This is a genomic window from Cupriavidus sp. 05T313 (assembly GCF_056396665.1).
The window spans coordinates 1-21,030 of the sequence record NZ_JBFTLX010000059.1; the positions used below are offsets into that span (position 1 = coordinate 1).

The window sequence follows — 21,030 nt, forward strand, 5'->3', positions numbered from 1 at the left end:
GGTCGACACGCTGGTCGACACGCTCCACCGTCCATGGCGCAGTCACGCCAAGCAGCTGCCGGTACAGTTCCACGCTGTCCATCGCACACCTCCTTACCAAGCCATGCGCGAAAGCGTACTACCTACCCACACGAAAGTCTGAAGAACCTTTTTTATATTCTGGCTTGCTACATCCTGCCTGGCGTTCCATGCATACCGGCTTAGCTGGTTATATAAGTCAATCCCGGCAACGTCAATACTCCATTTCCTAAAATGGAGGGAGTGTCCGGCCTCCCCTGCCACGTGACGCAAAAAACGGCCGCACTAGTATTCACAGACAGTGTGATAGGATTCCCAAAAAACATACCGCAAACACGAAACCGCCAAAAGCAACACACTGGCCTTTTCCGTGGCGCGTAACGAGGAGACAACAATGGAGGGTGAAGCCATCGGCGCGGCGCGCTGTGCCGTCCCGGCCTTCCCTGGCACCCGCGCACCGGACCGCACGCGCGCCGTCAATGCCGACGGCATCCGCATCGCTGTCCATGAATGGGGCGAGCCCGACGCCACGCCCATCCTGCTGGTGCATGGCGCCCTGGATTTCGCGCGGACCTTCGACGCCTTCGCGCCGCTGCTGGCCGATGGCGGCTACCGCGTGGTGTCCTACGACCAGCGCGGCCACGGAGATTCCGAGCATGCCGACCTGTATAGCTGGGTTGCCGACGAGCGAGACCTGCTTGCCGTGGCCGACTCGGTCACACGCGAGCCGCTGATCGCGATCGGACACAGCAAGGGCGGCTCCTTGCTGGTGCACGCGATCCAGGCGCTGCCGCATCGCTTCACCCGCTTCGTGGCCATCGACGGCCTGCCCTTCCGCAACCCGCACGCGGACAGCGCCGTGCGCGAGAAGAAGTCGATGACCGCGCCCATCATCACCCGCTGGCTCGATACGCGCAGGCAGAGCGCAAGCCTCCTGCGTAAGCCCGGCACGTTGGAGGAACTGGCGCAACGGCGTGCCCGGATGAATCCGCGGCTGAGCCTGGCATGGCTGCGCTACCTGGCATCGCTGGGCGCGCGGCAGGATGCGGACGGCTGGCGCTGGAAGCTCGACCCCGTGATCGGCGCCTCCGGCTTCGGCCCCATGCGGGCGCGCTGGATGACCGACCGCCTGCCCGGCTTCCCCATTCCCATGCTGGCCATTTTCGGCACCGAACGCGAACCCATGGGATGGGACGCCACCGCCGCCGACCTGGCGCCGTATTTCCCGCCCACGACCCAGGTCCATGTGATGCGCGACACCGGGCACTTCATCCATATCGAGCAACCGCGCGAGACCGCGGACCTCATCCTGCGCTTTCTACGCTCATGACCGTCTACCTGCGCCACAACCGCCTGCGCCTCGCCCTGCATCCGCTCAAGTCCGGCAGCGGTCCCGCGCTGCTGCTGCTGCACGGACTGGGCGAACGCGCACCGCAGGCTCTGCCGCCGGAGTACGCGGCATGGCCCGGCCCGGTACACGCGCTGGATTTCACGGGCCACGGGCTGTCAGACATACCGCGTGGCGGCGGCTACAGTTGCGAGTTCCTGATGGCGGACGCGGATATCGCACTGGAGCACCTGGGCCCGTCGACCGTGGCCGGACGCGGTCTCGGCGGCTATATCGCCTTGCTGCTCGCCGGCGCGCGGCCGGACCAGGTGCGCGGCGCCATCCTGCGCGACGGTCCCGGGCTTGCCGGTGGCGGCACCGCCGCGCGCAATCCGTATATCCCGGTGGTCGACACCACGCGAACCGGTCCGCCAGACCCTTACGCCATTGCCGACCTGGCCACCGACGTGCGCCCGCCCAGCTATGCCGCCAACTACGCGATGCTGGCGTCGCAACACTCGGAGACGCCGCAGCCGATCTCGGTCTGTACCCGTGAGCGCCCGGACTGGCTGAAGGCGGTGACCGAGCTGCTTTCGCTGGAGCCGGTGGAACTGGACCAGGCGCTACATCGATATGCATCGCTGGCGGCCACGCGTGGAGGCTCGCCGRCATGAAAGCGGAATGCGCGTCGGAAGCCGTGCCGGTGGCCGTAGGCGCCGGAGCGGCCCTGCATGAAACGCACACCCCCGGCGCGCAGCATGAACTGGCGGAACACCATTTCCGCACCCACGTGCAACAGCACCTGCCGCGCAACGCCCAGGCCTACCTGATCCACGGCATGCTGGGCATGACCGGATTCCGGCTGGTGACCGCCCCCACCTTCGTGCCGGCGTACATCTACCTGCTGTCCGGCTCCAAGCTGGTGGTGGGATGCGTGCTGTCCGCGCAGTACGCGGGCATGGCGATGTCCTCCATCTGGGGCGCGACGCAGATCGAGCATCGCCAGCGCGTGATGCCACTGATCTACCTGGTGGGATGGCTGGTCCGCCTGCAGATCCTCGGCCTGGGCCTGTCCGCCTTCCTGCTGTCCGGTGACGGCGCGCTGACGGCCGCCGCCGTGTTCCTGCTGCTGTTCGGCCTGTTCAACGGCGTCCAGAACGTCACCTTCAATTACCTGACCTCGAAGATCATCCCGCTGGAGCGCCGGGGCATGCTGAGCGCGCTCCGCAATTTCCTCGGCGGCCTGATCGCGGCGGCGGTGGCTTATCTCGGCGGGCGCTTCCTCGTTGGCGGCAATGTGTTCGGCAATGGCTATGCCACCACCTTCCTGGCGGCGTTCGTCCTCACCAGCCTGGGCATCTCCGCGCTGACGCGGATGCGCGAGCCGGTATTGCACGATGTACGGTCGCAGTCCGGCTTTCGCCAGCGCATCCGCGAAGTTCCTGCCCTGTTGCGCGCGGACAAGCACTATGTGCGCTTCTTCGTCGCCCGGGCGCTGGTGGCGTTCAGCATGATGGCGGTGCCGTTCTACGCCATCTACGTCGGCAGCCACCTCCCGCTGTCCGGCGCCACGCTGGGCTACCTGAGCATTGCCTATCTGCTGGCGCAGACCACCAGCAACCTCGCCTGGGGCCGCATCGCCGACCGCTACGGCTATCGCCTGGTTTTCCTGGGCAGCATCGGCCTCTGGGCCGTGTCGACCGCCGCGCTGCTGCTCTGTGATGGGCTGGGCGCATTCCTGCTGGTTTTCTGCGGACTGGGCGCGGGCTTCGGTGGCTACTTCCTGTCCGCGGACAATTTCGCCCTGGAGTTCGGCAACCGGCGCGACCGCCCCATGCTGCTGGCCGTCTCCGACACCGCCACCTACACCATGATGGCATGCGGCCCGGTCCTCGGCGGGCTGCTGGCACAGGGCGTGCGCTTCTCGCTCGTATTCGTTGCCGCCATCGCCGTCATGGGCATTGCTTTCGCGCTTGCCCTGCGGGTGGAAGAGCCGCGCCGCCGGCCGCGGCCCGCGCGCGAGGGGAGTGTGTAGCGGGATATCGCCTCAGGATCACCAGGATCGCAGAGATCGCCAGGAGACAAGATGGAATTCAGAACCTATCCGGAGTTCAGCACCCACTACCCGCTTCTGCTCACGACCATCATGAAGCGGCCGGTGCGGATGTACCCCAACGAAACCGGCGTTGTCTACCGCAACCCGGCCACCGGGGAGTACTTCCGCTTTACCTGGATGCAGTGGTACCGCCGCGTGGCACAGCTTGCCAACGGACTGAGCGGCGAACTGAAGGCGCGGGCCGGCACGCCCGGCGAGCCCGGCGACCGCATCGCAACGATGGCGCTCAACACGCATCGCCACCTGGAGCTGTACTACGGCGTGACGGGCATCGGTGCCACGCTGCACCCGATCAATGTCCGGCTCTCGCCGCAGCACATCATCTACACGATCCGGCACGCGGGCGACAAGATCCTCTTTGTCGACGACACGCTGATGCCCTTGCTGGAGGGCATCTACGACCAGATCCGGGACGTAGTCGAGACGGTGGTCTATATGTCGGACAAGCCGGGGCTGCCGCAGACACGGATCCCCGGCATCATCCAGTACGAGACGCTGCTCGCCCGCCAGGCCGATACCTTCGACTGGCCCGCGCTGCACGAGGACGTCAACGCCACGCTGTGCTATACCACCGGCACCACCGGACAGCCGAAAGGCGCGACGTTTACGCACCGCCAGTTGTACCTGCTGACGATCCACATGATGGCGCAGCTCGCCATCGGCAACACGCCGGACCACGATATCGCCGATGGCCTGGGCACGCGCCTGGGCGAAGGCGCGGTGCCGCTGCTGAACACGCCGATGTTCCACATCCACGGCTGGGGCCAGCCGTTCGTCGCGGTCTACAGCGCGCAGAAGATCGTGCTGCACGGCACCTTCACCGTGCAGGGCTTCTGCGAGCTGGTGGAACGCGAGAAAGTGACTTCGGTCGGCATTGTCGCGACCATCGCGGCCATGCTGCTCGAGTATCCCGACCTCGGCAAATACGACCTCAGCAGCCTGGTGCGCGTCAGCGTTGGCGGCGGCGCGCTGCCGCTCGGACTCAAGCGCAAGCTGGAAGCCCTGATCCCCACCTTCCGCATGAGCTCCGGCTACGGCATGACGGAGACCGCGCCCACCATCGTCGGCTCGTTCATCAAGAAGACCATGCTCCACCTGGACCGCGACGAGACCGATGCCGTGCTCGTCAAGTCCGGCCTGCCGATCCTCGGCGTGGAGGTGGAGGTCGTGGACGAACAAGGCAAGCCGGTGCCGCAGGACGACCAGACCGTCGGCGAGATCGTCGTGCGCGCGCCCTGGACGACCGAGCAGTACTACCGCAATCCCGAGAAGAGCGCCGAGCTCTGGCAGAACGGCTGGCTGCACACCGGCRACATCGCCAAGGTGGATGCCGAAGGCTATATCACCATCGCCGACCGCATGAAGGACGTGATCCGCAGCGGCGCGGAGATGGTGCCCACGGTGCTGCTGGAAAACCTGATCGCGATGGCGGACTTCGTCCACGAGGCCACGGTGGTCGGCGTGCCCGATCCGCTATGGGGCGAGAAGCCCATGGCGCTGGTCAGCGTGCGCGCGGGCTACGAGGCCACCGAGGACAGCGTCATCGAGTTCCTGAAGGTGCATGGCGTTGCTACCGGAAAGATCACCAGGTGGATGTTGCCCAAGCTGGTGGCCATCACGCGGGACATCCCGAAGACCAGCGTAGGCAAGTACAACAAGAAGCAGATCCGCGACGACCTGGAGAGATTCCTCGCCATCGCCAGGGATGTGTCCCATCGTCATGAATGAGCATTGAATAGTGCATTAAATAATGCATTCCCAGACCTCAACGCACAGGAGACTTCAAATGCGTGAAGCAGTCATCGTATCCACCGCGCGTACGCCGATCGGCAAAGCCCATCGCGGCGCATTCAACAACACCCAGGCGCAGGAGCTTGGCGCCCACGCCATCTCGCATGCCGTGCGGCGCGCCGGCATCGACCCGGCCGAGGTTGCCGACGTGGTCCTGGGCTGCGCGGTCCAGCAAGGCTCGACGGGCGGCAACATCGCGCGCCAGGCACTGTTGCGCGCCGGCCTTCCCGTCACCGTGCCGGGCATGTCGATGGACCGGCAGTGCGCATCCGGGCTGATGGCAATCGCCACCGCGGCCAAGCAGATCATCGTCGACGGCATGCAGGTGACGGTGGGCGGCGGGCTGGAATCGATCTCGCTGGTGCAGAACGACAAGATCAATCGCTACCGGGCGCAGGATCCGCAACTGGTCCAGACGCTGCCGCAGATCTACATGACGATGCTGGAAACCGCCGAGATCGTGGCGCAACGCTATGGCGTAAGCCGGGAGGCCCAGGATGCCTATTCCCTGCAATCGCAGCAACGCACGGCCGCAGCCCAGGAAGCCGGCCGCTTCGACGCCGAGATCGTGCCGATGACGGCGACGATGCTGGTCACGGACAAGGCGACCGGCGCGGTCAGCGAGAAGCAGGTCACGCTCGCCAGGGATGAAGGCAATCGCCCAGGTACCACGCTGGCCGACCTGCAGGCGCTCAAGCCCGTGTTCAAGAACGGGCAGCGCGTCGCGGAAGGCGCATTTATCACCGCCGGCAACGCGTCGCAGCTGTCCGACGGCGCATCGGCCATGGTGCTGATGGAAGCGAAGGAAGCGGAACGCCGTGGCCTGCAGCCGCTGGGCGCCTATCGCGGCATGGCCGTGGCCGGCTGCGATCCGGACGAGATGGGCATTGGCCCGGTCTTCGCGATCCCCAAGCTGCTCAAACAGCACGGCCTGTCCATGGGCGACATCGGCATCTGGGAACTGAACGAAGCCTTTGCCAGCCAGGTACTGCATATCCGCGATACGCTTGGCATTCCGGACGAGCGCCTGAACGTATCGGGCGGCGCGATCTCCATCGGCCATCCCTATGGCATGTCCGGCGCGCGCATGAGCGGCCACCTGCTGCTGGAAGGCAAGCGCCGCGGCGCGAAGTTCGGCGTGGTGACGATGTGCATCGGCGGCGGCATGGGCGCCGCCGGCCTGTTCGAAATCTTCTAGGGACGGCGGTAGCCACCGGTATCAAGTCACCTACGCAGACCAATTGGAGCCAACCCACATGACAGCCGTCAACGCCGTCGCCGATCTCACCATTGAAGGCGACATCGCCGTCCTCACGCTCAACTCCCCTCCGGTCAACGCCTTGTCGGCTGCCGTGCGCACCGGCATCCTGGAGGGCGTCGAGCTTGCCATCGCCGACAGCAAGGTCAAGGGCATTGTCCTTACCTGCGCCGGCAAGACCTTTATCGCCGGCGCGGACATCACCGAGTTCGGCAAGCCGCCGTCCGGCCCGTCGCTGGCCGACGTGCAGGCCGCGATCGAGAACTCGCCCAAGCCCGTGGTCGCGGCTATCCACGGCACCGCGCTCGGCGGCGGGCTGGAAGTCGCGCTGGTCTGCCACTACCGCGTGGCCGCCAGGTCCGCCAGATGCGGCCTGCCCGAAGTCAATCTGGGGCTGCTGCCCGGCGCCGGCGGCACCCAGCGCCTGCCCCGCATCGTCGGACCCGCCAAGGCGCTGGAGATGGTGACGTCCGGCATGCACGTCGGGGCCGCCGCGGCTGCCGAGATGGGGCTGTTCGACCTGGTCACGGACGACGCCGCGCTGCGCGCCGACGCCATTGCCTTCGTCAGGCGCATCAACGCCGAGCAAAGGCCGCTGCGCAAGGTGCGCGACCTCAATGAGAAAGTGGAAGCCGCGCGCGGCAGGCCCGAGCTGTTCGCCGAGTTCCGCAAGGCCAACGCCCGCAAGTTCCGCGGGTTCGAAGCGCCCGAGTACAACATCCGCTGCATCGAGGCCGCGGTCAACCTGCCGTTCGACGAAGGCATGAAGGTGGAGCGCAAGCTCTTCCTCGAACTGATGAACGGCACGCAATCGGCCGCGCAGCGCTACTACTTCTTCGCCTCGCGCCAGGTCTGGAACCTGCCGGATATCCCCGCGGATACCCCCACCATCGACGTGAAGACGGTCGGCATCATCGGCGCCGGCACCATGGGTGGCGGCATTGCCATGAACATGCTCAACGCCGGTATTCCCGTCGTCATCGTGGAAACCGCGCAGGAAGCACTCGATCGCGGCGTGCGCACCATCCGCGCCAATTACGACAACACGGCAAAGAAGGGCCGCATCACGGCCGCCGATGTGGACAAGCGCATGGCGCTGCTGACCCCCACGCTAGATCTAGGCCAGCTGGCCGACGCCGACCTGGTGATCGAAGCCGTCTATGAAAACATGGACGTGAAGAAGGACATCTTCGGCAAGCTCGACAAGATCGCCAAACCCGGCGCGATCCTTGCCACCAACACGTCCGCGCTCGACGTCAACGAGATCGCCTGCGCCACGTCGCGCCCGGAATSCGTGATCGGCCTGCATTTCTTCTCGCCGGCCAACGTCATGAAGCTGCTGGAAGTGGTGCGCGGGGACAAGACGTCCAGGCCCGTGATCCGTACGTCCATGGAACTGGCGCGCAAGATCGGCAAGATCGCCGCGCTGGTCGGCGTCTGCCCGGGCTTCGTCGGCAACCGCATGCTCGCGCAGCGTCAGCGCGAAGCGCAGAAGCTGGTGCTGGAAGGCGCGCTGCCGTGGGATATCGACCGCGTGCTCTACAACTTCGGCTTCCCGATGGGCCCGTTCGCCATGAGCGACCTGGCCGGCCTGGACCTCGGCTGGATCCGTGAGAAGAGCAGCAGCTCGACGCTGCGTGAAATCCTGTGCGAGATGGACCGCCGCGGCCAGAAAACCGGCGCGGGCTATTACGACTACGACGAGAAGCGCAACGCGAAACCCTCGCCCGTGGTCGAGCAGATCATCCGCGACTTCGCCGCCAAACAGGGGAAGACGAGCCGCGTCGTCTCGGAGCAGGAAATCCTCGAGCGCTGTGTCTACACGATGATCAACGAAGGCGCGAAGATCCTTGAGGAAGGCAAGGCCATCCGCGCGTCGGACATCGACGTGGTGTGGGTCAAYGGATATGGCTGGCCAGTGTATCGCGGCGGTCCGATGTGCTATGCCGACACCATTGGCCTGGACAAGGTACTGGCCACGCTGAGGCGCTTCGAATCCACACTTGGCCCGGATTTCAGGCCGGCGAAACTGTTGGTGGACCTGGCCGCGCAGGGGAAGACATTCAGCGACCTGAAGTAAAAGCGGGCCGGCCGGGTGCTACCCGGTGATGTCATTGCCCGGCCAGCGCGGCGCCGCCGTGCTGGCCGGGCAAAGTCATGTGCGCAGTTAGGCTACCAGCTTGCCAAGGCTTTCAACGGTCTTGACGCAGGCCTGGGCCGCTTCCTTGCCTTTCACTACGAAATGTTCGCTGAAGAAGCGGCGATGCTCTTCGTGTTCGTGAAAATCCTTCGGCGTAAGCACCGCCGACAGGACCGGCACTTCTGTGTCCAGCTGCACGCGCATCAGTCCGCCGATGACGGCATCGGCAACGAACTCATGGCGGTAGATGCCGCCATCGACCACAAAGGCGCTCGCCACGATCGCAGCGTATCGCCCGGTAGCGGCCAGTTTGCTGGCGTGCAAGGGAATCTCGAATGCACCGGGGACTTCGAACACATCGATCACATCGCGGGAAATGCCTTGCGCGGCCATTTCCGCGAGGAAGGCGTCGCGTGCGCGATGGACGATATCGGCATGCCACTGGGCATGGATAAACGCAAAGCGGTTGGCAGCGGGAGTGTGCCGCGGGTCCGGCAGGCCGGCAGCGGATTGTTGAAACGAGGAGTAGGGCTGATTCATGGGTTGCCTTTTAGCAGGGGTTACCAGAATCAGGGCRCACGAGCCCGCGCCCCCGCCGCTTCCGGGCAGAGGCATGAACGTCGCGATTCTCTTTCATCCGGACTATGACCGTCGGCTTCGGAATCACACCGAATCTGCTGACCCCGGCCTTGGGGAAGCCGGGCGCTCGCGGGCTTATGCGAATCAATCGCCATCACCGCCGGTGGGGACTTTCACCCCGCCCTGAGAACGCTGCTGCGGGCCTTGGCCCGCAGCGCAGGCGATTATACGCCGGGAATGCGGATCGGGTTTTGGCCAGAACGGACTAGTCCGGACGCCATGGAAGGTATGGGCGCCAATCGAGCCGACGGCACCACCGGGATGAGGCGCCCGACCGTCGCGGAGAACGTGTGGCACCGCACGTGCAGCGGCCGTGAAGTTGTCGCACAATGCAAATCTCATCCAGGTTGAACCTCAGAGGCGAAGTCGCCACTTCCATGAGGAGACACGATGAACAGGATCATGAGCCGCCTGGCCATCCTCGTCGCATTGGGTCTTTGCTCCACTGAAGGCGCGCAGGCGTCTGACATCGTTTGCAAGGCAGCCCGCCGGGGAGCCTCGGCCAGCTGCGAAGACACGGTGGCAGGCGGGCAGCCATGCGCCAAGCAAACGGGCAATCGCCGCCCGCCCGCGGATTCCCTGATCTGCGATTACGCACTCCTCTCCATAGGATACGACCGCATCTACGCCGAGCAGCAGAGGCTGCTGCGGCATGGCGCGATTCGCCAAGCGGATATTGTTGCGTGGCGCAAAAAGCGCGACGCCTGCGACTCGGTGACCTGCATGGACGATGTCTTCGCGCAATGGCACAGGTACGCCGCGCAGAGAAAGTCCACGCGAGTCGGCGCTCAACCGAAGGAGCGCGTCGCCATGCCGCTTGCGGAAAAGCCGCAGAATATCGAGGCTCGCGGCAAGCCAAGGCGTGGCGAAGTCGTTGTGTCTTTGCCGCCCAGGCAGAATTCGCAAGCGCAAGCTCCGCTGAACGTGACGCAACGCAGCACGGAACAGGCCGTACGCGCCCCCACGACCGACACTTCGCTGCGGAATTTGCCGGTGAAGCCTCCGGTGATGCCGGTCGCAAGCAAGCCATCTCCCGTCGCCAGGGGCTCGTTTGGCGCGCTGGCTTGCGCTGGCGTGATCGGTGTGGGCCTGGCCTACCGGCGGACGCGCAAACGGCACGGCGGCTTCCCGAGAGACCACGCACCGCACGCGCCCGTACCGGCGGCCAGACTCGTCCTGTTTGCGCTGATCGCCCTCAATTTGCTGCTTCTGCTCCTGGCGCTGGTGCCGGCATAGGAAGCCATGCGTGCCGGGGCAAGTGGAAGCAGGCTCATGACGCGCGCAAACCCGCAAGCCACGCGCGCCATTGGCACATACACACGCCCTGTGCTTCGTCAGCCACCTCAGACTGGCAGCGGTTCACCATTGACGATCCACGGGGTGCCGAACTTGTCGGTCAGCATGCCCCAGCGCCTGGCCCAGAAGGCCGGCTGCATGGGCATGGTCACCTGGCCGCCGCTGGCGAGGGCAGCAAAGACCTGCTCCGCTTCCGCGGTGGTCGCATAGTCGACCGCGATGGACACCCCTTTGATGCCCTCATAGGGCAGGTGCGCCGGGCAATCTCCCCCGAAAAGCGTGCCACCGCCAGGCAGCACGAGCCGTGCATGCAGGATGCGATGGGCGAACTCCTTCGGGATCTGGTCGGCCATGGGTGAGTCAGCGCCACTCATCAGCACTTCGAGCTTGCCACGGAGGGCTTGCTCGTAAAAGCGCATGGCTTCGGCGCAATTGCCGTTGAAGGCGAGGTATGCGATGGCTTGGGTCATATGGAGTCCTTTCGCTGTTAGCTTGGCGATCACAGGGCCGAACCGGTCGTCCCCGCACTGGCACGACGCGTGGACAGCCCGCGGATCGACAGGACTTGCCCTCTTGTTACAAACTTCCCGGACGTTGATCCGGTCACGCCGCGGGTGCCGCGGCGGCCCGCCGCGTCAGAACGGCATGCATCGCCACCGGCGTTCCCACATGCTCGGTGCATTCGTAGCCCAGGCCTTTGAGATCGATACCGGTCAGCAGGGGCTCTCCGGCGCCCAGCACGGCCGGCACCATGGCCAGGTGCAGCTCATCCACCAGGCCGGCGCGCAGATACTGCCGCACGCTCGCTACGCCTCCGCCAAGCCGTACGTCTCGCCCGCGTGCCGCATCCCTCGCCTGCTTCAGCGCATCATGGATACCTTCGGTGACGAAATGAAAGGTTGTGCCGCCGTCCATCGAGACCGATTTGCGGGGATGGTGGGTCAACACGAAGACCTCGGTGTGGTAAGGCGGATTGGGTCCCCACCATCCTTTCCAGAGATCGTCGGGCCATGGACCACGGACAGGACCGAACATATTGCGACCGATAATCCAGGCACCGACGTTGCTGAATCCGCGCGCCGCGAAATCGTCATCCACGCCCGTCGTACCGCCATCGCCGCCGAACATGTGCCGGAACGTGCGCGTGGCGATGGCCCATTCATGCAACGCAGTGCCTCCCACGCCAAGCGGATCCGCCAGGCTCTGGCTTGGGCCGGCGCCGTAGCCATCAATGGAAACCGAAAAGCAGTGAACTCGTAACCTGGACATACGTGCCTCTCCGTGAATGCCATGTCTTTTGGCGGACCAGCGCTCCGGCCCGGCCTGCGGATCGCAACGCGCGCCGCATCAAAGCTTAGACGATCGAGGACACGCGGTATCGACAGGCGACATGAAGAATATCGTCTCCCTCCGTGTTCCTTATCACCCCTCGCATCGCACAGCGGCATTGCCCCGTTTTCTGCCGATATATGCGGAAGCTAAAACGTATCGGCCGGGTGGCGCGCTTGCCGGCCCGATGATCCTGGTCGACGATGTTGTTTGGCTCCCGGCCTCCAATGAGAATTGGCAGCAGAAGGCATGCTACGCGGGGCTACTTGTTGAGTGGCGTGCATTCCTCCAGCCTGGAGTAGCCATGCGCTTCGATTACCGCAGGCGCCACAATGATGTACCCCAGTGATCTCAGTAGCGTCACCGCTTCGATTTCGGCGTCGGCGTGAGGCGCTCGTTTCGAAGACGCTGCGAAGGTTGCGGCCGATCTCGGCGTCGCATCGTCCGGAAGCTCGCGGGGCTGGCCGCCCTGGTTGCTGGCAACGAGTTCGCAGCGCTGCACATTGGGTCTCCAGGTGACCTCCACCGCAGTACAGAATTTGCTGGTGAAAAGCCCCAATTGCATGCTTGCTTTCAGCCATGCCACGAAGGACTCGCGAGATGCGGGCTGATATCCTTGCAGCACAGTTTCAAGATTTTTCTGCGGCAATCCCTCCGTTGTGGGGGAAGGCTCTTCCAGCAGTGAGAGCTGCAGCGCGACGCGCTCGCGGTCGGCTTCCTGGTAGATCAGGCATTCCGCGTCAACCACGCCTTCGCGCAGCAGTTCGCACAGCAATGCCCAGCCCCTGGGATTCTTCTCAATGCTGCCTTCCAGGCCAGGGTCCAGGCTCGCTAGAATGGCGGCCATCGATTCGTGCCTGCCAGACGTGACTTCCACTGCGAAGGAACCGGCATTGCGTGACGGGCTAGCCCGGCGGTAGAGAATCTGCAGGGACTCGTCCTTGTATTCCTCGATCTCGGCAAGGGTCTCGGCGGCTTGGATCCAGGCGTAGTTCTCGATATTCTCAGCAAGCTTTCGCGCGGCCCTGGCCATGTCATACGCAAGAATGCCAACATAGYTCTTGCACGCGGCGCATTGGCACTGGAGACGCCCGTAATGCAGAAATCCGGCATACACCCGTTCCTGATGCCCGCAATGATCGCATTCGAGCGCAAAGCCGCCCTGGCGCGACGGGCGCTGGATGGCAAGTAGCCCATCAACCTGGTATCGCGCCGGCTGATCGCAACATGGACAGTCCCAGATGATCTTGTGCGACCCATCGCGAGCCGCCACCCTGCCAAACTGACGCTCCAGCGCACTGCGCGGAATGCCCTGCGCCCGTCCGAGCACGTCGGCCGAGTAGCGCCAGTAGAAGTAGGAGTGAGCGGCAGCTGCCACCTCGGGGCCGTGCTCGCGCAACTCTTGTAGCACGCGCGGTGCGTGCCGAATCCGTTCGGAGAGGCTATCGACCATGAGGGATCTGCCGGGAACAAGCGCCTCCAGGGCCTGGCGGCTCTGCTCGACAAAGGCAGGCACATGAACGCGACGGATGGTGTCTTCGTCATTGAGCCAGCGCGAATGTCCCGGCAGCGCGTTAAGCGCATCGATGGCTTCCTTGAGTTCCGCTATCGGTGGACAGGCCAGGAAAGTAAACGGCTTGCTGAACAGCAATGCATCTATCATCGCATCGTCTCCGGCAGAACGGCGCCCCGCCCGGGCGTGGGCGGGGTGCCACGAAAGCGCCTATGGTCAGTCAGTCAGTCAGTCAGTCAGTCAGTCGGCTCGGCACTTCTCAACCGATCCCGCAGCCTCTGCACGCACGCCCGGCCATCGCTAAAAGTGGGTGCCAGTGGGCGGGGCCCCAACAGCGTGGTATTGATCAGCCCGGCCGCAGGCACCGCACCCTTCAGGTAGTGTTGCGGGCGCGCCATGGCCCGGACGTCGGCGGAGAGAATAGTGAGCCAACGCAGCCCTCCGAACGGCTGAGTTGCCTCCTTGCGCGGGACGTCGGTGTAGAGCCGGAACGCGTATCGATCTGCTGGACGATATCGTCGGTGCCGCTCTTGAATCGCGGGCGCGCATGCTTTCCAGCAAGTCTGTGTAGAGCGAATGCACGACGATCGTGCTAAGCAGGCCAAGCGGCGGCGCGCCAGGTGCAATGGCGGTCGTACTGATGCGTCCGAACGGACGCAGCAATTGCGTCAGTAGCTTGCGCACACGATTTCCCCCCGGAACGTGACGTGTGAACTGCGGACCTGAGCGATCAAGCGGCAATGGTATCAACAGGCTACCGCAGGGCCGCCGCCGGGGCGCGCCGAGTTGCGCGGTGCTGTTTTACCTGTCTCTACAACGTTATCCCAAATTGGAGCCGGGGCAAAGCCGAATTCGGTTGCGGAGTCCCCACTTACGTGGGGGATGCTCTATATGCTTAGTCAAGCATGAGGGACGAAAAGGATGCTGCCGCGCAGCGTGGCGAACAATTCGCCGGCTCGGTGCTTTTTGCAGCAGGATGTCAGCGCCAGGCCGTCTTGATGCTGCATGGGCTATCGTCCCGATCACCGCCCTACAGCCTCGAACAACCTCGGCTCAGACGGCGCCTGCCCTCCCAAGCTACATGAAGGCCAATGCGCACAGTTCCTTCCCGCTGCCAGTGAGGCTTGCAATACCGGTTCCGTCTTCGCGAACCAGCACATCAACAATGCCCGCAGCTGAGAGCTCGGTGAGATACCGACGAAGCGTACTCATCTGCATCCCGCTTTGTTTGCTTAGTTTCGCCAACGACCACCGCTTTTCAGGAGCACCCTGTGCGGCACACCAAAGCTGTGCCAGCAGTTCCGCAAGTATGGGATCCATGCCAACATCATCGCCCGCAATTTCCGCCCCGATAGGATTGGTATCTTCTCCGATATTTCTTTTAATCGCTGACATCTGCTCGCCTCTTCAACAATGCGCAACCTGCGCCCACTCACGATAATAGTTTCCGCACTGGCAGGGATAGACTACAGAAGCTAACGCCACGTTGGAGCACAGATGGCGCACGCCCAATGCAGGCTCGCTAGCGAGCGCGACCCATGATATGCCCCCAACCGCACTTCCGGCTAGTAGCTAGTAGCTAGTCAGCTTCTGCATCGGCACAGTCCAAGCGATCCTCAAGCAGATCAAGATATCCCCTGGCGACCTTCACGATTGCATTGACACGGATGCGACCAAACGGGGGCACGTGGCACTCCGCCCGATGCCAAAGTCCCGCCGATCGTCATGCCGCGCCCCCGCGCGTGCGCTAGCAGTCGCCCCTCCATGGGCCTTGGCCTCATTCCAGAGGACTGTGCTTCTTTTTCTTCGGGCAAGGTGTACGCGTTGACAAGCTTCCGCGCCTACTAATATTCAGTCCACGGAAAGCGCAAGAACAAACGGTGTCCCGATCAAGCAAGCCACATGGGATGYGCCTTTCCGATACGTTTCTTTTAAAAAACAGATAGAGGGCAATACCATGAGCAACAAACTGATCAAGACGCTTTTTTCCGCCACCATTCTTGGCACGGCACTCCTTTCGATGGCCCAGGCAGGCGCCGTTACCGTGAAGGACAGTACCTTTTCCGGAGATGAATCCGGCTACAACCTGCATGTAGGCACTCGTGACCCGTACACCGACGGCGCCCGGGTTGACGACGCCCGCGATCCCTATACCGACGGAGCCAGGATCGGTACTGCCCGTGACCCCTATACCGATGGCGCCCGCAGCCAGGCCGTGAACACCTCCGACAAGACCTTTAGCGTCGCCGGTCGTGACCGCACCGGTGTCTCGGCACCTCCGGCAAACGCATCCGACAATAGCGAGCAGGCTGCCTGACAGTAACGGGCTGTCACTTCATCGGAAGTCATATTGGCGAATTGCTCGCAAAGCCAATATCCTCGATTCCAGGTATACATACTGAAACCTAAGCATCAAAATGAAACCTAGCATCAAACCGCTATTCCTTGCACTCGCCGGAGCTGCTGCTCTTGCCTCGTCGCTGTCAGCAATCGCAGGTCCGGACTGGACCGTCATCGAGCGCGCGCGCGCCGCGGCGATACAGTCCAAGCAGCATCAAAATCAAAAGCCGTCCCAATTTTCAGGTAGCACAACCGCCTCCGGCACTCCACAGAAGGCCGCATGACACGCTGCCACCTCCCTACTGCAAAAACATCAGGTTAGCGACCGCAGACCGAGATGCCGACTCTGCATCTGCACCGAGCGTCAGAGACACCGGTCGCCATACCTGCTGCCTTTCTCTTCCTGATTGAATTGAGATAACCATGCAAACCGCGCTACTGAAAACGCTACTCTCTACCGCACTCGTGTGCGCGAGCGCCATGACTGCTTTGCCAGCTCAAGCCACCGCGCCGAGGGACAGCACATTCCCCGGCGACAAGTACGGCTATGACTTGCACCGGGGCAAGCGAGATCCCTTCACCGATGGTGCGCGCATCGACCGCTCCCGCGATCCGTTCAGTGACGGCGCACGTGCCAATGGCCCGCCCGCTCCCCTGGCGGACATCAGCCATGCTGCATCCGTTCTCCCAGGCTCGATCCAACTCGCCGGAATGGATCGAACCGGCCCCTCGGCGCCGCCGGGCCACAGTTCGGCTCCCGCAGACAGCATGCCTGCCTGAAAAGCGGTGATTCTGGCGTCGGGCAAATCGGCGCCAATCAGTCCGGTATCTTTGACCTGACAAGCCCAAACTCAAGCAGCGCAGGAACAAAGCAGTGGTTCTTGACGCCGCGCGCGGACAACTTTGTCAGCACATATCGCTTGAGAAGCGATAACCCGGACCAGACGTCGGGAGTCATCGGTGCCAATTCGACCAGGGAGAATTGCGTCAGGATGGCGTCAGGAATCGCAGATACCTGATGCCATGGAGAGCCCGGATCTGGCGTGAACTTCTCCGGCGTCTTGTTCAGATATTGCTGGACCAGGCGCTGAAGCTCCGACACGAAACCGCTCTCCTTCCCATCCGTGGCCGCCGGGAAACCCGCGAGCATCTCACGCGCGTCGAGAGGAAGGGCCTGCCACTCCGCAAGAGAGAATGTGTATCCATAAAAATCCAGATTGAACCGGACGCACATGGGTACGTATTTGAGGTTTTCGCACGCTTCTATCTCAAACACAAATAATGGCAAKTTCTCATAAAGAAACATGTCGATCCCCTCAAACTGAAAACGCAGTGAGATGAAAGTCCAACGCCCTGTGCCGTTATCTCACGACGCAGGCAAACACCGCGTCCAAGCCACATCCCGTTGCGCGCCTAAAGTATAGGACACCGGGGGAATTTCCAAATACGGGGAGCCGCACGTCGTCGTCCTGGCCGGCCCGTGCGAGAGGTGGCCGGCAGTGCAGGACCCCCGCCGGGTCCATGATTACCCATGGCACTAGTCCCACCATCGTGTTGTGAGCAACCCCAGCGCAATCGCCTTCTGCACTGCCTGAAGCCTGCTCGAAACTTCCAACTTTCTCATCACATTACGCATGTGGTGCGACACGCCGTGCTTTGTAATGCCAAGAAGCCTCCCCGCTTCCCAGGAAGTCTTCCCCGCGGCAACCCACCTCAGGGTCTCTATCTCACGGGCGGTCAAACCCACTACAAAATTCTTCGACGAGAACAGGATGGACTTGACGGAATTGACGGTACGCTGCGCAATGGCCGGACCGTACAGTTTAGCGTTGCGAAATTCCGGGCCTTCCGCATTGAGCGGCCGCGCGCTCAACAGAGCAAGGAATCCACCGGTCCCTCGTGGCGTATGCACGGCCAATATGATTGCCGCGCCCATTGTCGAGTCCGCCGGAAGTGAGAGATCCGGGCTCTCTCTCTGCAACTGGATAGGTCCGGCCCATAGCATGGGCACCAATGAATCGAGTGCCTCGCTCGCAAGCGTTGCAAGCACCGGGCTGTAATCCTGCAAAGTCAGATTTCGCCCGTTCGAGAGGTTTGTCAGGCTTCCAACCGAAGACTCCCTCCCCGTCACATACAGGTTGTACTGCAGGTGGAAATGCGTGAATCCGAGAAGACGGGTGGAACGTTCCAGGTTTCCACAAATGTCCTGGATCTTACTGGACCGATCAATATTTGCCAGAATCTCTGTGTGAATATCCGCTAAACCATCATCAACGGAGTTCTGCTTAAGATGAATCATACGTCCGAACAAGCGTTACCGCACCTGCAAAAAATCAAACTTCCACGCATGGACCGCGATACGCATCCTTCATGGCTCCGGAGGCAGTGTATAGGGGTTGCCTTGCGCCATCAGTTACAGACGAGCCCTCTCCCAAAGAGCACAGCTGGCGCCAGCAAGGAGCCACGACAGGAAGTCGTCACGATCTCTCAGAGAAGGTGCAAGTGCGACGCCCGCACCCGCACCGAGGTTCATCTTCCGGATCTTCCCGTTCGTGCGGCTACGCGACACTTCCCAGTGCCTATGGAAACCCGGGCCAGAGCATGCATGGCGGCCTGGGCTTCCCGAATAAATAGCCTTGCCCGAAACCAACACCACATGCGGTCACGATCTCACGCTGCGCACCGGTTTCGATACCCTCCGCAACGACGTTGGCGCCAAATCGCGCAGCCAATCCGCATATCACTTCCACGATATCCTGGCTTCGCTTGTTCTCCACAATATCCACAATGAACGCTCTATCTATCTTTATGCAATCAAAATGAAAGAGCTTTAGATATAGCAAAGAAGAGAAGCCGACACCGAAGTCGTCGATACAAATCCTGAAGCCACACCGATGCAGGCGGCCCATGGCCTCCGCCGCCCCGTCAATGGCAGAGAGCAGCGTCCGTTCCGTCACCTCGATCTCGATCAGGCTTGGTTTGATATCGTTCCTCGCGGCAAATTCCAGCAACTGCTCGCGAAAGGCCGAACTGCATAGCTGCCTGGGCGTGGCATTGATACTCAATGGGAAACAACGCTCACCGACGGTGTATGGATCCAGCGCCTGTAGCGCTTGCGCCTGAATCTGATTGGCCAATGCCTCCGCCTCGAATACCTCCAGGAAATCGGCGGCACGCAGCACCGTATCTCCAGTCTTGCGGCGAAGCAATGCCTCATAGCCGAAGGTCCCGCCATCCGGTAGTCTCACTATCGGCTGGAGGTCAAAGAAGAACTTATGGCTCGCGAGCGCTTCTCGCGCCTCGATGTACTCTCGGATCACATTTTCTCCGCGGATAATGTCGCCAATCACATTCAGGTATCTGCAACAAGAGGTTTCAGGGATGCGGATCCGTTGTCCCTTCGCCTGACCAGGTGTGACGTTTAAAGTCTACCGCGATCCAGCAATCGCTCCAGCTACACCGTTGTGTAGTGGGTTAGACAGGTGGAATCGACGCAGAGCCGCGTGCGGAGCACCCTAGGCAGCCTTCTTCGCACCGAGATATCGGGCTTGCCGCTCCAAGCGGCTCYGGCTCCTCTTCGCTCATCCCTGCCGGCCATCTGCGACGGCGCAAGCGACTGACATCCCCGACCCGCACTAGCGATCCGACCGGCGGAGCCGCCCGGAACTGTACTGCTACAACGCGTAGTCCACTGTATGCGGGGCCAACAGGCCGTCACCGCTATGCTCCCAGTCAAGTAGAAGTCGCAAGTGCCCTGCCGGCCCCTTCGATGCATCCCGGCAAATCACCGGCTGACAAGACAACGCCATGCGCGGCGTAAAGGACATTAAAGTGAGTACAGACGCTAAGGCTGGAGTCCAAGATCCCTTTCTGTTTGAGAGCCCCTCTGCCTTCGATGCCATATCGACGCGCATGCCTGTCTGCCTGGATCAGCTGCAACGGCCGCTCAAGAGCCTGCGCCTATCGGTGATTGACCAGTGCAATTTCCGCTGCACCTACTGCATGCCAAAGGAGATCTACACAAAGGATTATCCTTTCCTGAAGGCGGGATCCCGGCTTTCTTTCCAGCAGATGGTCTCGATTGCCAAAGGGTTCGTCAGTCTGGGCGTCGAAAAGGTCCGGCTAACTGGCGGAGAACCGCTCTTGCGCAAGGATATTGAGAAACTCGTCGAAGCGCTTGCACGGCTTACCACCCCTGATGGAAGGCCCGTCGAGATCGTGCTGACCACAAACGGCACACTCCTTGCTGCGAAGGCGCGGGCATTAAAGGATGCTGGCCTGGCCGGAGTAACCGTCAGCCTTGACAGCCTGGATGACGYGGTCTTCCGGCACATGAACGACGTCGGCTTCCCTGTCGGCAAGGTATTGGACGGCATAGAGGCCGCCCGGAACGCAGGGATCGATACCGTCAAAGTCAATACCGTTATTGAAAAGGGCGTCAATGATAGTCAGATTCTCCCACTGGCAAAATACTTCCGGCATAGCGGTGTGACCCCGCGCTTCATTGAGTTCATGGATGTGGGTGGTGCCGAGTCATGGTCCATGCAGCGTGTCCTGAGATCGGAAAACGTAAGGGACCGCATTGCGCAGGCATATCCCCTGGTTCCTCGTCCGGGATTTCGCGGCAGCGATACGGCGCAACGCTTTTTGTACACCGATGGCGGCGGTGAAGTGGGGTTCATTTCGAGCGTTTCCAAGCCGTTTTGTGGCGACTGCACGCGGGCGCGGGTCTCCGCCGATGGTCGGATGTTCTTGTGTCTGTTTGCTGAGCGAGGCGTCGACCTGCGGCAGTGGCTCACCGAATCCACCTCGCCAGAGGCGCTGCGTGATGCGATTCGCTCACGCTGGGAGCGACGAGACGACCGTTATTCCGAGCTACGTACCGAGAGACTGGCCAGCAACGGAAAGAAGTCGTATCCGACTGTCCGCATGTCGCTGGTCGGCGGCTAKGTATTCCCATGGTCAGCTTTAACCCTTATGCATAAGGTAAAAAGATGAGGCTAACAATCAAGTACTTTGCAAGTATCCGCGAGACCGTAGGGGTCTCCGAAGAGGTAGTCCATGTTGATGCGGATTCGCTCACGGTCGACAGCCTCAAACAATGGCTTGCGCAGACACGGCCAGCGCTTCAAGACGCGTTTTCGGACGATCGCCCCGTACGGGTAGCCGTCGACCATGCGGTCCGGCATAGTGCCTTCCCGCTACTCGACGGAAGCGAGATCGCTTTCTTCCCGCCTGTTACTGGTGGCTGAATTTCTCTCGC

At 62.3% G+C, this 21,030-nt stretch carries 19 protein-coding genes and 1 riboswitch; of the genes, 11 read left to right on the forward strand and 8 right to left on the reverse strand.

Going from position 1 to position 21,030, the window contains the following annotated elements; all coding sequences use genetic code 11:
• The first annotated feature begins 412 nt into the window (after positions 1 to 412).
• From AC1DKD_RS15585 to AC1DKD_RS15610, 6 genes are read left to right on the forward strand one after another with little or no spacing between them, the layout of a single operon-like run.
• A complete protein-coding gene (locus AC1DKD_RS15585) occupies positions 413 to 1,348 on the forward strand; it encodes an alpha/beta fold hydrolase (protein WP_441625092.1) in 936 nt (311 codons plus the stop codon).
• Positions 1,345 to 2,019 (forward strand): alpha/beta fold hydrolase, encoded by a 675-nt coding sequence (locus tag AC1DKD_RS15590; protein ID WP_477143429.1) that lies wholly within the window; start codon positions 1,345 to 1,347, stop codon positions 2,017 to 2,019. Before AC1DKD_RS15585 ends, AC1DKD_RS15590 begins: the two co-directional genes overlap by 4 nt.
• A complete protein-coding gene (locus AC1DKD_RS15595) occupies positions 2,016 to 3,380 on the forward strand; it encodes an MFS transporter (RefSeq protein WP_441625088.1) in 1,365 nt (454 codons plus the stop codon). Before AC1DKD_RS15590 ends, AC1DKD_RS15595 begins: the two co-directional genes overlap by 4 nt.
• Positions 3,381 to 3,431: 51 nt before the next feature.
• Positions 3,432 to 5,189 (forward strand): long-chain-fatty-acid--CoA ligase, encoded by a 1,758-nt coding sequence (locus AC1DKD_RS15600; protein ID WP_477143430.1) that lies wholly within the window; start codon positions 3,432 to 3,434, stop codon positions 5,187 to 5,189.
• Positions 5,190 to 5,247: 58 nt separating this feature from the next.
• Positions 5,248 to 6,450, forward strand: coding sequence for an acetyl-CoA C-acyltransferase (locus tag AC1DKD_RS15605; protein ID WP_441625085.1), 1,203 nt, complete (start codon positions 5,248 to 5,250; stop codon positions 6,448 to 6,450).
• A gap of 58 nt (positions 6,451 to 6,508) precedes the next feature.
• Entirely contained in the window at positions 6,509 to 8,590 is a 2,082-nt protein-coding gene (locus tag AC1DKD_RS15610) for a 3-hydroxyacyl-CoA dehydrogenase NAD-binding domain-containing protein (protein ID WP_477143431.1), read from the forward strand.
• An 87-nt stretch (positions 8,591 to 8,677) separates the two neighbouring features.
• Here the strand turns inward: AC1DKD_RS15610 and AC1DKD_RS15615 are convergent, their stop codons facing one another.
• Entirely contained in the window at positions 8,678 to 9,190 is a 513-nt protein-coding gene (locus tag AC1DKD_RS15615; protein ID WP_441625081.1) for a 6,7-dimethyl-8-ribityllumazine synthase, read from the reverse strand.
• An 80-nt stretch (positions 9,191 to 9,270) separates the two neighbouring features.
• Positions 9,271 to 9,424, reverse strand: a riboswitch (FMN riboswitch).
• A 255-nt stretch (positions 9,425 to 9,679) separates the two neighbouring features.
• On the opposite strand from AC1DKD_RS15615, the gene AC1DKD_RS15620 reads away from it, so the two are divergent.
• On the forward strand, positions 9,680 to 10,525 hold the full coding sequence (locus AC1DKD_RS15620; protein WP_441625079.1) for a hypothetical protein: 846 nt from the start codon (positions 9,680 to 9,682) through the stop codon (positions 10,523 to 10,525).
• Positions 10,526 to 10,632: 107 nt separating this feature from the next.
• Here the strand turns inward: AC1DKD_RS15620 and AC1DKD_RS15625 are convergent, their stop codons facing one another.
• From AC1DKD_RS15625 to AC1DKD_RS15640, 4 genes are all read right to left on the reverse strand, one after another.
• Complete coding sequence (locus AC1DKD_RS15625) at positions 10,633 to 11,055, reverse strand: VOC family protein (protein ID WP_441625077.1); 423 nt, start codon at positions 11,053 to 11,055, stop codon at positions 10,633 to 10,635.
• Between the two features lie 133 nt (positions 11,056 to 11,188).
• The gene (locus AC1DKD_RS15630; protein WP_441625075.1) at positions 11,189 to 11,854 is read right to left on the reverse strand and encodes a dihydrofolate reductase family protein; all 666 of its coding nucleotides are present in this window, start codon (positions 11,852 to 11,854) and stop codon (positions 11,189 to 11,191) included.
• Between the two features lie 322 nt (positions 11,855 to 12,176).
• Positions 12,177 to 13,577 (reverse strand): hypothetical protein, encoded by a 1,401-nt coding sequence (locus tag AC1DKD_RS15635; protein ID WP_477143432.1) that lies wholly within the window; start codon positions 13,575 to 13,577, stop codon positions 12,177 to 12,179.
• 927 nt (positions 13,578 to 14,504) lie between these two features.
• Entirely contained in the window at positions 14,505 to 14,822 is a 318-nt protein-coding gene (locus AC1DKD_RS15640; protein ID WP_441625071.1) for an ArsR family transcriptional regulator, read from the reverse strand.
• A 562-nt stretch (positions 14,823 to 15,384) separates the two neighbouring features.
• Between AC1DKD_RS15640 and AC1DKD_RS15645 the strand changes: the two genes are divergently transcribed.
• Complete coding sequence (locus AC1DKD_RS15645) at positions 15,385 to 15,744, forward strand: hypothetical protein (RefSeq protein ID WP_441625069.1); 360 nt, start codon at positions 15,385 to 15,387, stop codon at positions 15,742 to 15,744.
• 446 nt (positions 15,745 to 16,190) lie between these two features.
• On the forward strand, positions 16,191 to 16,547 hold the full coding sequence (locus AC1DKD_RS15650) for a hypothetical protein (protein ID WP_441625067.1): 357 nt from the start codon (positions 16,191 to 16,193) through the stop codon (positions 16,545 to 16,547).
• 37 nt (positions 16,548 to 16,584) lie between these two features.
• On the opposite strand, the gene AC1DKD_RS15655 is transcribed toward AC1DKD_RS15650, so the two are convergent.
• From AC1DKD_RS15655 to AC1DKD_RS15665, 3 genes are all read right to left on the reverse strand, one after another.
• Complete coding sequence (locus tag AC1DKD_RS15655) at positions 16,585 to 17,073, reverse strand: nitrate reductase associated protein (protein ID WP_477143433.1); 489 nt, start codon at positions 17,071 to 17,073, stop codon at positions 16,585 to 16,587.
• A 231-nt stretch (positions 17,074 to 17,304) separates the two neighbouring features.
• Positions 17,305 to 18,078, reverse strand: a complete 774-nt coding sequence (locus AC1DKD_RS15660; protein WP_441625063.1) for a helix-turn-helix transcriptional regulator — start codon at positions 18,076 to 18,078, stop codon at positions 17,305 to 17,307.
• A 268-nt stretch (positions 18,079 to 18,346) separates the two neighbouring features.
• Positions 18,347 to 19,087, reverse strand: coding sequence for an EAL domain-containing protein (locus tag AC1DKD_RS15665; protein ID WP_477115090.1), 741 nt, complete (start codon positions 19,085 to 19,087; stop codon positions 18,347 to 18,349).
• 592 nt (positions 19,088 to 19,679) lie between these two features.
• On the opposite strand from AC1DKD_RS15665, the gene moaA reads away from it, so the two are divergent.
• Both moaA and moaD read left to right on the forward strand, forming a co-directional pair.
• Positions 19,680 to 20,765 carry a GTP 3',8-cyclase MoaA gene (gene moaA, locus AC1DKD_RS15670; RefSeq protein ID WP_477143436.1) on the forward strand — a complete coding sequence of 362 codons (1,086 nt, stop codon included), beginning with the start codon at positions 19,680 to 19,682 and terminating at the stop codon, positions 20,763 to 20,765.
• Positions 20,762 to 21,019, forward strand: a complete 258-nt coding sequence (gene moaD / locus AC1DKD_RS15675) for a molybdopterin converting factor subunit 1 (RefSeq protein ID WP_441625059.1) — start codon at positions 20,762 to 20,764, stop codon at positions 21,017 to 21,019. Before moaA ends, moaD begins: the two co-directional genes overlap by 4 nt.
• The last annotated feature ends 11 nt before the right edge of the window (positions 21,020 to 21,030 follow it).

Coding starts and splice junctions, on each gene's coding strand:
- AC1DKD_RS15650 (WP_441625067.1), top strand. CDS start 16,191: ATGCAAACCGCGCTACTGAAAACGCTACTCTCTACCGCACTCGTGTGC.
- AC1DKD_RS15630 (WP_441625075.1), bottom strand. CDS start 11,854: ATGTCCAGGTTACGAGTTCACTGCTTTTCGGTTTCCATTGATGGCTAC.
- AC1DKD_RS15615 (WP_441625081.1), bottom strand. CDS start 9,190: ATGAATCAGCCCTACTCCTCGTTTCAACAATCCGCTGCCGGCCTGCCG.
- AC1DKD_RS15585 (WP_441625092.1), top strand. CDS start 413: ATGGAGGGTGAAGCCATCGGCGCGGCGCGCTGTGCCGTCCCGGCCTTC.
- AC1DKD_RS15605 (WP_441625085.1), top strand. CDS start 5,248: ATGCGTGAAGCAGTCATCGTATCCACCGCGCGTACGCCGATCGGCAAA.
- AC1DKD_RS15620 (WP_441625079.1), top strand. CDS start 9,680: ATGAACAGGATCATGAGCCGCCTGGCCATCCTCGTCGCATTGGGTCTT.
- AC1DKD_RS15625 (WP_441625077.1), bottom strand. CDS start 11,055: ATGACCCAAGCCATCGCATACCTCGCCTTCAACGGCAATTGCGCCGAA.
- AC1DKD_RS15645 (WP_441625069.1), top strand. CDS start 15,385: ATGAGCAACAAACTGATCAAGACGCTTTTTTCCGCCACCATTCTTGGC.
- AC1DKD_RS15640 (WP_441625071.1), bottom strand. CDS start 14,822: ATGTCAGCGATTAAAAGAAATATCGGAGAAGATACCAATCCTATCGGG.
- moaD (WP_441625059.1), top strand. CDS start 20,762: ATGAGGCTAACAATCAAGTACTTTGCAAGTATCCGCGAGACCGTAGGG.
- AC1DKD_RS15595 (WP_441625088.1), top strand. CDS start 2,016: ATGAAAGCGGAATGCGCGTCGGAAGCCGTGCCGGTGGCCGTAGGCGCC.